This is a genomic window from Burkholderia sp. AW33-5 (assembly GCF_053427615.1).
The window spans coordinates 17559-33069 of record NZ_JBSAXA010000019.1; the positions used below are offsets into that span (position 1 = coordinate 17559).

The 15511-nt window shown below is 64.1% G+C and carries 12 protein-coding genes and 2 tRNA genes; 2 read left to right on the forward strand and 12 right to left on the reverse strand.

Going from position 1 to position 15511, the window contains the following annotated elements; translation table 11 throughout:
• Positions 1 to 119: 119 nt before the first annotated feature.
• Both ACV22V_RS24760 and ACV22V_RS24765 read right to left on the reverse strand, forming a co-directional pair.
• Positions 120 to 196, reverse strand: a tRNA-Pro gene (locus ACV22V_RS24760).
• Between the two features lie 172 nt (positions 197 to 368).
• Positions 369 to 1082, reverse strand: coding sequence for a methyltransferase domain-containing protein (locus ACV22V_RS24765; RefSeq protein ID WP_448015784.1), 714 nt, complete (start codon positions 1080 to 1082; stop codon positions 369 to 371).
• A gap of 403 nt (positions 1083 to 1485) precedes the next feature.
• On the opposite strand from ACV22V_RS24765, the gene ACV22V_RS24770 reads away from it, so the two are divergent.
• Entirely contained in the window at positions 1486 to 2298 is an 813-nt protein-coding gene (locus tag ACV22V_RS24770; protein WP_448015822.1) for a tyrosine-protein phosphatase, read from the forward strand.
• 353 nt (positions 2299 to 2651) lie between these two features.
• Positions 2652 to 4862, forward strand: a complete 2211-nt coding sequence (locus tag ACV22V_RS24775) for a hypothetical protein (protein ID WP_448015785.1) — start codon at positions 2652 to 2654, stop codon at positions 4860 to 4862.
• Positions 4863 to 4940: 78 nt separating this feature from the next.
• Here the strand turns inward: ACV22V_RS24775 and ACV22V_RS24780 are convergent, their stop codons facing one another.
• The 10 genes from ACV22V_RS24780 to ACV22V_RS24825 all read right to left on the reverse strand — a co-directional run bounded on the left by ACV22V_RS24780 (position 4941) and on the right by ACV22V_RS24825 (position 15500).
• Entirely contained in the window at positions 4941 to 5354 is a 414-nt protein-coding gene (locus tag ACV22V_RS24780) for a MerR family transcriptional regulator (RefSeq protein ID WP_059533091.1), read from the reverse strand.
• 61 nt (positions 5355 to 5415) lie between these two features.
• Positions 5416 to 5802 (reverse strand): integration host factor subunit alpha, encoded by a 387-nt coding sequence (locus ACV22V_RS24785; protein ID WP_006486093.1) that lies wholly within the window; start codon positions 5800 to 5802, stop codon positions 5416 to 5418.
• Positions 5803 to 5874: 72 nt separating this feature from the next.
• Complete coding sequence (gene pheT / locus ACV22V_RS24790) at positions 5875 to 8304, reverse strand: phenylalanine--tRNA ligase subunit beta (RefSeq protein WP_448015786.1); 2430 nt, start codon at positions 8302 to 8304, stop codon at positions 5875 to 5877.
• 94 nt (positions 8305 to 8398) lie between these two features.
• Positions 8399 to 9412 carry a phenylalanine--tRNA ligase subunit alpha gene (pheS, locus tag ACV22V_RS24795; protein WP_014897235.1) on the reverse strand — a complete coding sequence of 338 codons (1014 nt, stop codon included), beginning with the start codon at positions 9410 to 9412 and terminating at the stop codon, positions 8399 to 8401.
• 148 nt (positions 9413 to 9560) lie between these two features.
• A complete protein-coding gene (rplT, locus tag ACV22V_RS24800; RefSeq protein ID WP_004192938.1) occupies positions 9561 to 9920 on the reverse strand; it encodes a 50S ribosomal protein L20 in 360 nt (119 codons plus the stop codon).
• Between the two features lie 30 nt (positions 9921 to 9950).
• The gene (gene rpmI, locus ACV22V_RS24805; RefSeq protein WP_004191477.1) at positions 9951 to 10148 is read right to left on the reverse strand and encodes a 50S ribosomal protein L35; all 198 of its coding nucleotides are present in this window, start codon (positions 10146 to 10148) and stop codon (positions 9951 to 9953) included.
• A 190-nt stretch (positions 10149 to 10338) separates the two neighbouring features.
• Positions 10339 to 10863, reverse strand: coding sequence for a translation initiation factor IF-3 (infC, locus tag ACV22V_RS24810; protein ID WP_071734130.1), 525 nt, complete (start codon positions 10861 to 10863; stop codon positions 10339 to 10341).
• Between the two features lie 49 nt (positions 10864 to 10912).
• Entirely contained in the window at positions 10913 to 12820 is a 1908-nt protein-coding gene (thrS, locus tag ACV22V_RS24815) for a threonine--tRNA ligase (RefSeq protein WP_448015787.1), read from the reverse strand.
• A gap of 271 nt (positions 12821 to 13091) precedes the next feature.
• Positions 13092 to 13168: transfer RNA gene (locus ACV22V_RS24820), tRNA-Val, on the reverse strand.
• Between the two features lie 97 nt (positions 13169 to 13265).
• Positions 13266 to 15500 (reverse strand): RelA/SpoT family protein, encoded by a 2235-nt coding sequence (locus ACV22V_RS24825; protein WP_448015788.1) that lies wholly within the window; start codon positions 15498 to 15500, stop codon positions 13266 to 13268.
• Positions 15501 to 15511 lie beyond the last annotated feature (11 nt).

Below are 15511 nucleotides of genomic sequence, written 5' to 3' on the forward strand. Positions count from 1 at the left end.
AAATCACGGCGCTTTCCGTGGATCAACCTTGCATTTTACCGGGGCCGCGCCGGGATGTGCAAAAAAGCGACCGGCAAGAAAAAACCCGCGTCAGCCTGAACTGACGCGGGTTCTTTGTCTGGTCGGGGCGAGAGGATTTGAACCTCCGACCACCTGCACCCCATGCAGGTACGCTACCAGGCTGCGCTACGCCCCGAAAGAAAAAAATTATAACAGACAGTTGGCCGCTTTAGAACGGGTCGCATGCATTTTGTGCATGTTCCTGCGAAATTTTTTGCGACATCACCCAACGGGGCAAGCCGGCTTCGACACGGGCGGCAACGCGCATCCCGCTATGCCACGGTCCGGCCATGCGATCCGCCCCATGCTCACGGCCGGTGCGCGACACAGATGACCGTGAGGCCCGCCATCCGGTTGAATCGGAACATCGGCAACTCGGCCCGGCAGATCAGCTTGAGCAAACCGTTGACGACCGGATGGTGCCGGCGCAACTGCGACGCCGGTTCGCGCGGTTGCCCACGCACCCGCTCGCTCAGTCGCAATGCCGCCGCGAGCGGGAACGTGAGGCCGAAGTAGTAGGCGCCGCGCTCGACCTCCAGCCCCGCACGACGCGCGACATCTTCGAGACCGTCGAGCGTATACCTGCGCTTGTGCTCGAGAAAATCGTCATGCGCGCTCCAGAGGAACTGAAACGCGGGAACCGTGATCAGGAACCGGCTGCCCTTCGGCGCACCCGCCACGTAGCGGGCAAGCAACCCGACATCGTCGTCGACGTGCTCGAGGACATCCATCAGCAACACGAGATCGGCATCGAACCGATCAACGGCCCGGCGAAAATGGACGGGCTTGCCGGCCGCCTCCCCGTCGGTGTCGTCGGTGTAGCTCGTATCGACACACCATGCTTCCGTCGCCTGCGTGCGCTCGAGCAAATGCTTCGAAAAGAAACCCGAGCCGGCACCGACGTCGAGTATGCGGTTCGCGTCCGACGTGCCCAGAAACCGACGGATCGCGCTCGCCTTCGACGCGTAGTACCAGTGATCGCCTACATCCGCTCCCAATACGTCGAGCTCCTTCAGATCCATGACGCCTCCCCCGTGTCGGCCACCATGCTTTGATCCATCCAGCCACTGACGCCGATCTTACCGCGCCGCCGCCGTCGCACGTACGGCAAGTTGCGCGATTCGCACGGGCAACCTGTGTCGCGCCTTAATCGAAAAGGACGATGGCCGATTCGTCGCGGGTCGCTACCGTGCGCTTGCCCGGTGCGAGATCAACGCGCACGGCACATCGTCCGACTGCATGCCGATCGATATGGCACATCTCCGCTTCGCCGCGCTGCGCTGCGCGGCACGCCGGCGGCGATTTCGATCGCAACGGCGGTCGCGACGTCCCGTCACCGTCTCAGACAAAGGCCAGTGAATGACTCAGAAAAGCGACATTTCCCGTCGACACTTTCTCCGGCTGGGTGCCGGCACGATCGGCATCATGCTGGGAGGCACGCCTCTTCTGTCCGCATGCGGCGGCGATTCGATCGCGGTCGCCCCCGTCACGACGCCCAGGCTCGGTTCGGCAGCGAACTTTCGTGACACCGGAGGACCGGACGGAGCGGGCTATGCCACCGCGAGTGGTGCAGCGATGAAGAAAGGCTCGATCTACCGGTCGTCCGCGCTCGCGCTGTCGGCGGCCGACCTCGCAACGGTCGATACGCTCGGCATCACGCACGTATGCGACCTGCGCACGACCGCGGAGATCCACGCGCAGCCGGATGCGCCGCTGGCCGGCGCCACCTGGCAGAACCTCAACGTGCTCGGCGTCGCCAGTATCGGTGCGCTCCCGACCGACGGTGCGACTGCCGCGGCCTTCATGCAAAGCATGTATCGGGCGTTCGTGACGTCGGAAACGGCACGGACGAGTTACCACACGCTATTCGCCGGCTTTGCCGCGTCCGGTGGCAATCTGGTCTTCCATTGCACGGCCGGCAAGGATCGCACCGGCTGGGCGACGGCCATTCTGCACACGATCCTCGGTGTCCCCCTGCAGACGATCCTCGCCGACTATCTGCTGACCAACGTCTACAGCGCGTCGGAGATCGCCGCTTATGTCGCACAGGCGCGCAAAAGCGGCGGGCAGGATGCGGCCGACATGATGGCCGCGTTGCAGAGCGCGCAAGCGACCTATCTGCAGGCGGCATTCGACCAGGTTGTCGAATCGTACGGCTCGATGACGTCGTACATCGAAAACGGCCTGCAACTGGACCAGACGACGCAGAATGCAATCCGGCGGAGCATGCTGGTCTGATCGGTCGTGCAGGCGGCGAAAGCACTGGCGCGTCAGCCACTCCCGCCTGCACCCCGGATCGGACATCGCCTTCATCCGGCATGTCACTCCGCGCCAGCCAACGCCGACGCCGGGTTTGCCGATCCGGCGCAACGCGCGCCCCCGCCTCGACCGCAAAACCAAACGACCGTTTGATCTTTCCGCCCCGCCGCCGCGAATCCATTGTCCCGTCGCGCGCCGGCCGGTCCTGCCCGGACGCCCGCTGTTTGGTTACGCCGCTCTAGCGCGCTATGCCACACTGCACGGCATCGACGTCCGCGCCGCGCATCGCGCCGTGCGCCCTCGCCGATCACGACAAGACATGGAGACAGACGATGCGGAATGCGGTCCGGCGCGGCCATCGCACGCCTTTGGCATTTCTCGACTGGATGGCCGGCCCGCGACGCGCGGCCGCGTCGGTTTCACCGGGCGCCTCTCGTGCGCTCGGCTGCGGCGCGCTTGCGCTCGCGCTGCTCTGCGCCGGCTGTGCGGAACCGGCCGCGCAGCGCGACGGCAACACGTCCGTCGCATCGACGAAGATCGAGCGCACCAAGGCCGAACGCCTCGCCCGCGAACAGCAGATCGCGCGCACGGTGCCGTCGCTCGCGTCGCTCGGCCTCACTCAGCCGCGCCCGTTCACGCTGCGCGACTCGGGCCAGAACGGTGCGATGACGTTCCTGCGCGACGTCGATTTCCGCATCGTCAACAACCTCGGCTTCTTCATCCATCAACTGTCCGCGACACTCGTGCCGACGCAGGCCGGCGCACCGATCGTGTTCGACGATCCGACGAGTTTCGAGATCGACGTGCACGAAGGCACGGTCACGCTCGACGACGCGAAACTGACCGCCCTCTTCGACACTTACATCTTCGGTTACCGCAACGCGCCGCTGCGCAGGCTCGCGGTGTCGGCAGGCGACGGCGTGATCCATCTGCAGGGCGAGATGCAGCGCGACGGCTGGGTGCCGTTCTCGCTGACCGGCACGCTCACGATCCGCGACGGCAGCCAGCTCGTATTCCACCCGACCGGCGTGCGCGTATCGGGCATCAACGCGCAGCCGGTGATGCGCGCGGCCAACGTGAAGATGGCCGATCTGCTGAAGGTCGAAACGCCGATCGCGCGGCTCGCCGGCGACGACCTCGTGATGTCGGTCGACAAGCTGATGCCGCCGCCGCGGCTGAAGATCAGGATCACCGCGCTGCGCGTAACGCCGGCCGGTCTCGACCTGACGCTCGACGACGGCTCGCACGCCGGCTTCGCGCTGCCCGCGAACGCGCCGCAACAGGCAATGTACATCCGCGGCGGCGACGTGAAGTTCATGCGCTCGATGCCGATGAACGCGGATATCCTGATCGGCCCCGTCGATCCGACCAAGCGTGACCAGCATTTCGTGTTCGACCTGTATCACTATCGCGACCAGGTATCGGCCGGCTATTTCAATTTCGACGAAAGCGGCGCGATGGCGATCCGGATGCCGTCGTACGCGGGCCCCGCGAGCGGCGCCGCGCTCGGCAACGCGGCCGCTCGCCTGAACGACAGCTTCCTCGCCGCGCAGCAGACCGCGTTGCACGACTCGCGCCAGCATTGGGAAGCGTTTGCACTCGCGGCCGGCACGGCGCAGCCCGGCATGCAGAAAGTTGCGATGCGGCGCTCGTCGGCCATCCCGTTCAACGAACGGCACGTGTCGAACCGCAACCCGACGATCCATCTGCACAATGTCGACTTCAACCTGTCCGGCGACATCGGCTTCCACGTCGAGGATCTCGACGTCCAGCTCGTCGCGAAACGGCCGGGCGAACCGGTCGACCTCGACGATCCGAACCAGTACGACATCCGCATCCTCGGCGGGACGGTCGTCGAATCGTGGAAGGCGATGTCGGCGCTCTTCAACAACTACCTCCTCGACTACTCGCCGCGCTCGCTGAACGACCTGCAGTTGAGCGCGGACGGTCAGGACCTGCGCGTCCAGGGCGGCATCAAGCTCTGGAATCACGTGCCCGGCGTGTGGCTGCCGACCGACATGAAGGGCTCGCTTTCGGTGCTCGACGACCGGCACCTCGCGTTCCGGCCGTCGCAGGTATCGGTGCTCGGCATCCCGCAGGCGAAGCTGCTGCGCTCGCTCGGCATCGAGCTCGCGTCGTTGACGCCGCTGCAGCGCCGCGGCGCGGAACTGCGCGGCGACACGCTCGTGCTCGACCAGTACACCGTCTTTCCGCCGCCGGTGCTGAACGGCAAGCTCGGCCAGGCCACGGTCGAACGCGACGGACTGCGCCTCACGTTCCGGCGCGTTACCGACGCACCCACGCCGAAGCGGCCGCAGATCGACGCGCCGAGCTACATGTGGATGGAAGGCGGCGACATGAAGATGTTCAACGTGCTGGAACTGAACGTGCGCGCGCTGATCCGGAACTCGGCCGAGACAGGCCCGATGCGCTTCGACCTGTACAGCTACCGCAGCCAGGTCGCGCAAGGCTCGGTGCGGATGCTGCCGGACGGCACGCTGGTCGTCGACATGGGCAAGCCGAATCCGCTCGCATCGCGCTGATCCGGGCGGGCACGCGCGCATGAAAAAAGCCCGGTGGCGCTTCGCCAACCGGGCTTCGTGTCGATCCGAGCGTCGCGCTCAGTCGTGCTTCAGTCCGTCGATCACGTCGAGGAGCGCCTGCCGCAGCGCGATCACGTCGACCGTTGCCCCCGGCTTGCCCGAGGCACGCGCATCGGCGGCCTGCACGTCGGGCTCGACCGGCGCGCCTGCAGCACGCTCGCCGGCCGGCGAATCGAGCCGGTTGCGCGCCCCGTTGATCGTGAACCCCTGTTCGTACAGTAACTCGCGAATCCGCCGGATCAGCAGCACTTCGTGGTGCTGGTAGTACCGGCGATTGCCACGTCGCTTCACCGGTCGCAACTGCGTGAATTCCTGCTCCCAGTAACGCAGAACGTGCGGCTTGACCCCGCACAGCTCACTGACTTCACCGATCGTGAAGTAGCGCTTCGCGGGAATCGGAGGCAAGACGACTTTCTCAACCGTAGTGGTCATCGTCGGTTAACCGTCGGTAAAGGGTGCGCGGCGGCCGCGCGGAGACGTCGGCGCGCGGGCGTTACTCCGCGCCGTTTTCGACCAGCGCCTTCAGCTTCTGGCTCGCGTGGAAGGTTACCACCCGGCGAGCCGCGATCGGAATCGCCTCGCCCGTCTTCGGATTGCGGCCCGGACGCTGCGGCTTGTCGCGCAACTGGAAGTTGCCGAACCCCGACAGCTTGACGCTTTCACCGTTTTCGAGCGCGTCGCGGATCACTTCGAAAAACGCCTCGACCATGTCCTTCGCTTCACGCTTGTTCAGCCCGACGCTGTCGAACAGCAGCTCCGCCAGTTCCGCTTTCGTCAGCGTCGGCGTCTCGGTGGACGCCGGCGCCGAAGCGTCGCGGTTCATGGCACTGCGTTGCGCCGTCAGGAGGGCTTCGAATTCACTCGAGGTCATGTCGTTCATATCTGCCATACAGCGCGTTAAACCAAAACTCACGATGGGGAAGCGCCGCCCTCGAACGGACGGCCCCTCTCCTTAGCCGCGCAGGCGGGCACCAGCACGAGCCATCCGCTCGACCAGCGTCTGGATCGCCTGATCGACGACCTCGTCCTGCAGCGTGCCAGCCGCGTCCTGCAACGTCACGCGGAAGGCAAGGCTCTTCTCGTGCGCGGCGAGACCACCGGAAGTATTTGATTTTGCACGAAATTCGTCGAAGAGTACAACCTTCTGAACGAATCGGCAGGCGTCTTCGGCCAGCGCCTTCTTCATTTCGTCGAAAAGCGCCTGAACCTCGACCGCCTGATCGACCACGACGGCGATATCGCGCCGCACCGGTGGGAACTTCGACACGTCGGTCGGCGCCGGCAGCGCACGTGCGATCAGCGCATCCGCGTCGATTTCGAACATCACCGGCGCGTGCGGCAGCTCGTACTTCTGCATCAGACGCGGATGGAGCTCGCCGATCCAGCCGACCGCGCGGCCATCGACCTCGATGCGCGCGCTGCGACCCGGATGGAGGGCCGGATGCTCGGCCTTCACGAAGCGCGCGGCGGCCGGCGCGAGCAGCGCCTCGAGATCGCCCTTCACGTCGAAGAAATCGACTGCGCGGGTCGCGACGCCCCACTGCTCGTCGACCGCCGGGCCGTACGCGAGCGCGCCGACACGCTTCGGCTGCGTGTAGCCTTCGACGGTCAGTTCGCCGGCTTTCATCGACGGATCGGCGAGGAACACGCGGCCCGTCTCGAACACGCGAACGCGATCCGCGCGGCGGTTCAGGTTGTGGCGCAGTACCGAGATCAGGCTGCCGAACAGTGTCGTACGCATCACCGACAGCTGGCTCGCGATCGGGTTCAGCAGGCGGATCGGGTTGTCGTTGCCGGCGAAGTCGTGCTCCCACTCCGCATCGACGAAGCTGAAGTTGACCGTTTCGGCGTAGTCGCGCGCCGCAAGCGCGTGACGGATGTCATGGATCGAACGCCGCGTCTCGTTGGTCGCGCGCATCTCGCTCGTCGCGACCGGCGGACGTGCCGGGATTTTCTCGAAGCCGTAGATGCGCGCCACTTCCTCGATCAGGTCTTCCTCGATCTCGATGTCGAAGCGGTGCGACGGCGGCGTGACCAGGAATGCGTCGTCGTCACGCTCGAACGGCAGGCGCAGGCGCGTGAAGATGTTGGCGATCTCGTCGGCGTCGATCTTCACGCCGATGATGCGGTTCGCGCGCGACACGCGCATCTTCACCGGCGCGCGCTGCGGCAGGTTCACTGCCTGGTCGTCGACCGGGCCGGCCTTGCCGCCGCAGATCTCGAGAATCAGCTGCGTGATGCGCTCGACGTGTTCGACGGTCGTCGCGTAGTCGACGCCGCGCTCGAAGCGATGGGCCGCATCGGTCGAGAAGTTGTACTTGCGCGCGCGGCCACGGATGCTGTCCGGCCACCAGAACGCGGCCTCCAGGTAAATGTTGGTCGTGTCGAGCGTGACGGCCGTGCTGTCGCCGCCCATGATGCCCGCGAGGCTTTCGACCTGACGGTCGTCCGCAATCACGCCGACCGTTTCGTCGAGCTCGACCGTATTGCCGTTCAGCAGCTTCAGCGACTCGCCGCGCTTGCCCCAGCGCACCTCGATCCCGCCGTGGATCTTGTCCAGATCGAACACGTGCGACGGGCGGCCGAGCTCGAACATCACGTAGTTCGAGATGTCGACGAGCGCCGACACGCTGCGCTGGCCCGAACGCTCGAGGCGCTCGACCATCCATTGCGGGGTCTTCGCATGTGCGTTCACGCCGCGGATCACGCGACCCGAGAAGCGGCCGCACAGATCGGGGGCGGCGATGCGCACGGGCAGCGTTTCGTCGAGCTCGACGCGCACCGGACGGATGTCGACCGGCGTCAGCGGCGCGCCGGTGATCGCGGCCGTCTCGCGCGCGATGCCGAACACCGACAGGCAGTCGGCCTTGTTCGGCGTCAGCTTGATTTCGAAGATCGTGTCGTCGAGATTGAGCGTATCGCGAATGTCCTGGCCGACCGGCGTGTCTTCCGGCAGGATCAGCAGGCCGCTGTGGTCCTCGGACAGCTTCAGCTCACGCGCCGAGCACAGCATCCCCTGGCTCTCCACGCCGCGCAGCTTCGACAGCTTGATCGCGAACGGCTTGCCGCCCTCTTCCGCCGGCGGCAATTCCGCGCCGACCAGCGCGACCGGCACCTTGATGCCGGGCGCCACGTTCGGTGCGCCGCACACGATATTCAGCGTCGCGCCGGTGCCGGCGTCGACCTGGCAGACATTGAGCTTGTCCGCATCCGGATGCTTGACGACTTCGAGCACGCGGCCGACGACGATCTTCGACGTCGGCGGCGCAGCCTTGCTCAGCGATTCGACTTCGAGCCCCGCCATCGTCAGCGCGTGCGACAGTTCGTCGGTCGTCAGCTGCGGGTCGACAAAGGTTCTCAACCAGGATTCAGGGAATTGCATGGATGTCTACGTTCGAAACAGGTTAGATCGGCGCCCGGCCCCGTCGGAAACGTCCGGCGGGCATGCGCGGGCACATGGCGGCGCGGCGCGTGCGTTATGCGAACTGGCGCAGGAAACGCAGGTCGTTCTCGAAGAACAGCCGGAGATCCTGCACGCCGTAGCGCAGCATCGTCAGGCGCTCGAGGCCGCTGCCGAACGCAAAGCCGATGTAGCGCTCGGGATCGAGGCCCATGTTGCGGATCACGGTCGGATGCACCTGCCCCGAGCCCGAGATCTCGAGCCATTTGCCGGCGTTCTTGCCGTGCTCGAACATCATGTCGATCTCGGCCGACGGTTCCGTGAACGGGAAATACGACGGACGGAAGCGCACGAGGATGTCGTCGCGCTCGAAGAATTTCTTCAGGAAGTCGGTATAGACGCCCTTGAGGTCGGCGAAGCTGATGTTTTCGTCGATCCACAGCCCCTCGACCTGATTGAACATCGGCGAGTGGGTCGCATCGCTGTCGACGCGATACGTGCGGCCCGGTGCGATCACCTTGATCGGCGGGCGGTTCATGCGCGCGTAACGCACCTGCATCGGGCTCGTATGCGTGCGCAGCAGCAGCTGGCGGCCGTCGGCGTCCTTGCCTTCGACGTAGAAGGTGTCCTGCATCGAACGCGCCGGATGGTTCTCCGGGCTGTTCAACGACGTGAAGTTGTACCAGTCGGTCTCGATTTCGGGCCCGTCGGCCACGTCGAAGCCGATCGAGCGGAAAATCTGTTCGACGCGCTCCCACGTGCGCATCACGGGGTGCAGGCTGCCTGCACCGGCGCCGCGACCCGGCAGCGTGACGTCGATCGCCTCGGCGGCAAGGCGCTGGTTCAGCAGCGCATCGGCGAGCGCCTGGCGGCGTGCGGTCAGCGCGGCTTCCACCTGCTGCTTCACGACGTTGATGCGTGCGCCTTCGGTCTTGCGTGCTTCGGGATCGAGCTTGCCGAGGCCCTTGAGCAACTCGGTCAGCGCACCCGACTTGCCGAGAAATCGTGCTTTCTCGTTTTCGAGCGTGGTGATGTCGGCAGCCTGTTCAAAGGACTGCTGCGCGTCGGCGACAATCTGGTCCAGATCCATAGATCCCATCATTTCCAACGTCATTCGGTCTTGGCGAGCGAAACTGCCCGCCAAACAAAAAAGGGGCTCGGAAGAGCCCCGTTTTCGCTGCAGCGGCCGAAACTACCGGAACATCGCTGCAACTAACCACGCAGTGCTAATTTCGCAATTAGGCTGCAACGGCGGCTTTCACCTGCTTGACGATCGCAGCAAAAGCAGCCTTGTCGAACACCGCCATGTCGGCCAGGACCTTACGGTCGAGTTCGATCGACGCCTTCTTCAGGCCGTTGATGAACACGCTGTAGGTCATATCGTGCTGGCGAACTGCCGCGTTGATACGCGTGATCCACAGTGCGCGGAACACACGCTTCTTGTTGCGGCGATCGCGGTACGCGTACTGACCAGCGCGCATCACCGCCTGCTTGGCGATGCGGTAGACGTTATTGCGACGGCCGCGATAACCCTTGGCCAGGTTGATGATCTTCTTGTGGCGGGCCCGTGCGGTTACCCCACGTTTGACTCGAGGCATGTTTCTCTCCTTGGAGTATCAGTTGAGGGGTTACGCGAACGGCAGCATTGCGCGGACGGAGTTCAGATCGGAATCATGAACTGCCGTTGCGCCGCGCAGGTGACGCTTGTTCTTCGTGGTTTTCTTGGTCAGGATGTGACGCTTGAAGGCTTGACCGCGCTTGACGGTACCGCCCGGACGCACCACGAAGCGCTTTGCAGCACTCTTCTTGGTCTTCATCTTAGGCATGACGAACAACTCCAGTTTATTTGATGGCGATGGGTGTGCGGTTGGCTTGCGCCCTTGACCCGCCCTTCGAAACCCAGTCCACTTGTGTACGGCGAACCGCTTGCGCAGCCGCCGTCATTGTTGGCGCGCCGCCCTGACCGGGCAACGCACCGAACCGCTTTCGAACCTGCGCGCCATGCGCGCGGGCCCGTTACTTCTTTTTCTTCGGCGAGAGCACCATGATCATCTGGCGCCCTTCCATCTTCGGCATCTGCTCGACCTGGCCGACTTCCTCGAGATCCGTGCGCAGACGCTCAAGCATCCGCATGCCGATCTCCTGGTGAGCCATTTCACGGCCGCGGAAACGCAACGTGATCTTCGTCTTGTCGCCCTCTTCGAGGAAGCGCACGAGATTGCGAAGCTTGACGTTGTAGTCACCGTCATCGGTACCCGGGCGGAATTTGACTTCCTTCACCTGGATGACCTTCTGCTTCAGCTTGGCTTCGTGCTGCTTCTTGGACTCCTGATACTTGAACTTGCCGTAATCCATCAGACGGCAGACCGGCGGAACCGCTTGCGGCGCGATTTCCACCAGATCAACATCCAGCTCTTCCGATTTACGGAAAGCATCAGCGAGTTTTACGATACCGAGCGGTTCGTTCTCGATCCCGACCAGACGCACTTCCGGCGCAGTGATTTCACCGTTGATGCGATGCGACGACTTATCAGTAGCGATGTTACGTTTCCTCTAAAAATTAAAAAAACGAGCCGCGCTGCCAGGGCGGTTACTTGAACGAGCGCAGGTCTTCCTGCAGACGCTCAACGAAGGCTTCGATCGGCATAACGCCAAGATCGACGCCGCCACGGGCACGCACGGCTACCGTTTGCGCATCACGCTCCTTATCGCCCACGACGAGGAGATAAGGCACCTTTTCCAGCGTGTGCTCGCGTATTTTATAGCTAATCTTCTCGTTGCGCAAATCGGCCGCCACTCTAACCCCTTGTTTTTGCAACGTTTGGGCCAGAGATTGTGCGTATTCCGCCTGACTTTCGGCGATATTGAGCACAATTGCCTGGAACGGCGCGAGCCAGACCGGCATTGCACCAGCGTGGTGCTCGATCAGAATGCCGAGGAATCGCTCCATCGAACCGACGATCGCACGGTGCAGCATCACGGGCCGGCGGCGGCTGTTGTCTTCCGCGACGTACTCGGCACCGAGGCGTTCCGGCAGCATCATGTCGAGCTGCAGCGTGCCGCATTGCCACGAACGGCCGAGCGCATCCTTGATGTGGTACTCGATCTTCGGTCCATAGAACGCACCTTCGCCCGGCAGTTCTTCCCACGACAGGCCGCAGGCCGTCAGCGCTTCGCGCAGCCCCTGCTCGGCACGGTCCCACGTTTCGTCGGAGCCCATGCGCTGCTCGGGACGCAGCGACAGCTTGATGTCGATGTGCTCGAAGCCGAAATCGCCGTACACGCTCATCGCGAGCTTGTTGAACGCAATCGACTCGGCAATGATCTGGTCTTCCGTACAGAAGATGTGCGCATCGTCCTGCACGAAGCCGCGCACGCGCATCAGGCCATGCAGCGCGCCCGATGCCTCGTTGCGATGGCACGAACCGAATTCCGCGTAGCGCAGCGGCAGGTCGCGGTACGAGCGCAGGCCGTGCTTGAACACCTGGACGTGACCCGGACAGTTCATCGGCTTGATCGCGTAGTCGCGCTTCTCCGACTCCGTCGTGAACATGTTCTCGCGGTAGTTCTGCCAGTGGCCCGACGCCTCCCACAGCGAGCGGTCCATGATCATCGGGGTCTTGATCTCCTGGTAGCCGGCTTCATTCACGCGGCGGCGCATGTACTGCTCGACCTGCTGCCACAACGCCCAGCCCTTCGGATGCCAGAACACCATGCCCGGCGATTCTTCCTGCATGTGGAACAGGTCGAGTTGCTTGCCGAGCTTGCGGTGGTCGCGCTTTTCCGCTTCCTCGAGCATGTGCAGGTATTGATCCTGATCTTCCTTCTTCGTCCAGGCCGTACCGTAGATGCGCTGCAACTGTTCGTTCTTCGAGTCGCCGCGCCAGTACGCGCCCGCGACCTTCATCAGCTTGAAGACCTTCAGCTTGCCGGTCGACGGCACGTGCGGGCCGCGACAGAGGTCCGTGAAGCCGCCGTGCGAGTACAGCTTGATTTCGTCGCTTTGCGGAATCGATTCGATGATTTCGGCCTTGTACTTCTCGCCGAGGCTGCGGAAATAGCCGGCCGCCTCGTCGCGCGACACGACGCGGCGCGTCACGGGCTCGTCCTTCTTCGCGAGTTCCTGCATGCGCTTTTCGATCTTTTCGAGATCTTCGGGCGTAAACGGGCGGTTATACGAGAAGTCGTAGTAGAAGCCGTTGTCGATCACCGGACCGATCGTCACCTGCGCATCCGGATACAGGTCCTTCACCGCGTAGGCAAGCAAGTGCGCGGTCGAGTGACGGATGATGTCGAGACCGTCGGCATCCTTGCCCGTGACGATTGCGAGCGACGCATCGCGATCGATGACCGTGGACGTATCGACCAGCTCGCCGTCGAGCTTGCCACCAAGCGCAGCCTTCGCAAGGCCGGGACCGATCGAGGCCGCAACCTCGGCAACTGTCACCGGATGCTCGTATTGTCGAACTGAGCCGTCAGGCAAGCGTATCGAAACCATAGCAATCTCCGTGATGCCGACAGTGGGCGGCAGACCAAGCACGCGATATCAAAGTCACGCGCGAAAATTTCGCGACAAAAAAAATGCGGCCCCGCTTTCGAGGGGCCGCATTCGATACTTCACTCAAACTGAAAGGGCGAAAGGGTTCCTCGACTAGCGTCGCTCCGAAAAGGTTTCGGTCAACGTTCGCGGTGTCATAACCGTATTCGCCTTGTTCGCGTTGAGTTATTTACTGCATCGAACACCCGGAAACCGGGCATTCTCAATTCGTTGGTAGGCTCGATTGGACTCGAACCAACGACCCCCACCATGTCAAGGTGGTGCTCTAACCAGCTGAGCTACGAGCCTAGAGAAGCTGAAATTATATGGAGCTACCGTTCACTTGGCAAGCGTTTTTATGCGGTCGCAGCAAAATGATCGCGCTCCAACCCCATTTACAAGGACATCACGTCTTGCGCCCCGCCCGCACGACACCCGGCACTTCGCCGAGCAGCGTGCACGCGCGCTGGACCTGCGCGGAATTCGACACCTCGACCGTGAACTGCATGAATGCCGCATTCCGGCGGCTCTGCGTCTTCACGCCCACCACGTTCATCTTCTCGCGTGCGAACACTTCGGAGATGTCGCGCAGCAAGCCCTGCCGGTCGCTCGCCTCGATCATCAGATCGACCGGATAGACGGACGCGCCACGGCCGCCCAGCACGTCGGCCGACCAGGTCGTCTGCAACACGCGCTCCGGCGCCCGTTCGGCCATGCGCCGGAACGTCGGGCAGTCGCTGCGGTGAATCGACATCCCCTTGCCGCGCGTCACGAAGCCGCTGATCGGGTCCGGCGGCGCCGGACGGCAGCAGCGCGCAAGCTGGGTCAGCAGCGCATCGACGCCGACCACCAGCACGCCGGTCGACGCGCCGTGCGCGACACTCGCCCCGCTGCTGCGTTTCTCGAAATCGGCGGGCGCCTCCGGCGCATGTTCGGGCGGCGGCGCATCGGACAGCGCATGCTCGACGTTGCGCAGGCTGAATTCTTCCTTGCCGACGACCGAGAACAGTTCCTCGGGCGACTTGAAGCCGAGCTTCGCGGCGAGGTTGTCGAGATTGACCGACGTCTTGCCCTCGCGCTGCAGCGTCTTTTCGACGAGCGCGCGACCATGCGCGATGTTCTCTTCCTGCTCGATCGAGTTGAACCACGCACGCACTTTCTGCCGCGCACGCGAACTCTTCAGGTAGCCGAGCTGCAGGTTCAGCCAGTCACGCGACGGCCCGCCCTCCTTCACCGCGACGATCTCGACCGTCTGGCCGTTCGCGAGCGCCGTGTTCAGCGGCACCATCACGCCGTCGACGCGCGCGCCGCGGCAGCGATGGCCGAGCTCGCTGTGCAGGTGGTACGCGAAATCGACCGGCGTCGCGCCCTGCGGCAACGCAATCACCCGCGCCTGCGGCGTCAGCACGTAAATGTGGTCGTCGTCGAGCGACGTCTCGCGCAGTTGGGCCCACGCCTGGTCGCCGGATACTTCCGTGCCGTCCTCGACGTCGTCCTTCCATGCGAGCAGCTGGCGCAGCCACGCGATCTTCTCGTCGTACTTGTCGCTTGCCGAGAACTGGCCGCCATAGCCGCGCGCGCCGGCCTCCTTGTAGCGCCAGTGCGCGGCGACACCGTACTCCGCGAAACGGTGCATTTCCTGCGTGCGGATCTGCACTTCGAACGCGCGGCCGTCGTCGCCGATCACGACCGTATGCAGCGACTTGTAGCCGTTCGGCTTCGGACGCGAGATGTAATCGTCGAATTCCTTCGGCACCGGCTGCCACAGGTGATGCACGATGCCGAGCACCGCGTAGCAATCCTTGATGTCCGGCACGATCACGCGGAACGCGCGCACGTCGTACAGCTCGGAGAAATCGAGCTCCTTGCCGCGCATCTTGCGCCAGATGCTGTAGATGTGCTTCGGCCGCCCGCTCACGTCGGCCGGGATGTGCGCTTCCGCCAGCTCGTGCTGCAGCCGCTCGATCGCCTGCGCGACGTACGCCTCGCGTTCGATGCGCTTTTCATCGAGCAGCTTGGCGATGCGCTTGTAGGTGACCGGATCCTCGAAGCGGAACGCGAGGTCCTCGAGCTCCCACTTCAGTTGCCAGATACCGAGACGGTTCGCGAGCGGCGCATAGATCTCGAGCGTCTCGCGCGCGACGTCGGGCGGCGGATCGATCTTCGCCGCCGCGTAGTAGCGCAGCGATTGCAACCGCGACGCCAGCCGGATCAGCACCACGCGGATGTCCTGCGCGAACGCGAGCAGCATCTTGCGCAACGCCTCGATCTGCGTGCGCCGCTCTTGGGCGGCGTCGCGCCCGGCGTCCGGCATTGCGTTCTGCGCCGCGCGCAGGCTGACGGTGCCGAGCCGCAGCAGCTTGCGCACGTCGGATACGAGCCGCGCGACCTCTTCGCCGAAACGTTCGGTCAGCTCCCGCTCGGGATCGCTCAGGTGCGGCGTCAGCACGAACAGCGCGGCCGCCTGCATCGCGTGCGGATCGACGTTCAGCGTGCGCATGATCGACGCCGTGCCCGCCGAATGATCGGCCAGCAGCTCGCCCGACGACAGGCGCGCGTCACCGGCACGCTCGCGCACGAACGCGAGCACGTCGTCGAACGACGGTGCCGCGACGGAAGAAGCGGAAACGGACTCGGTCATCGCACGGCCTG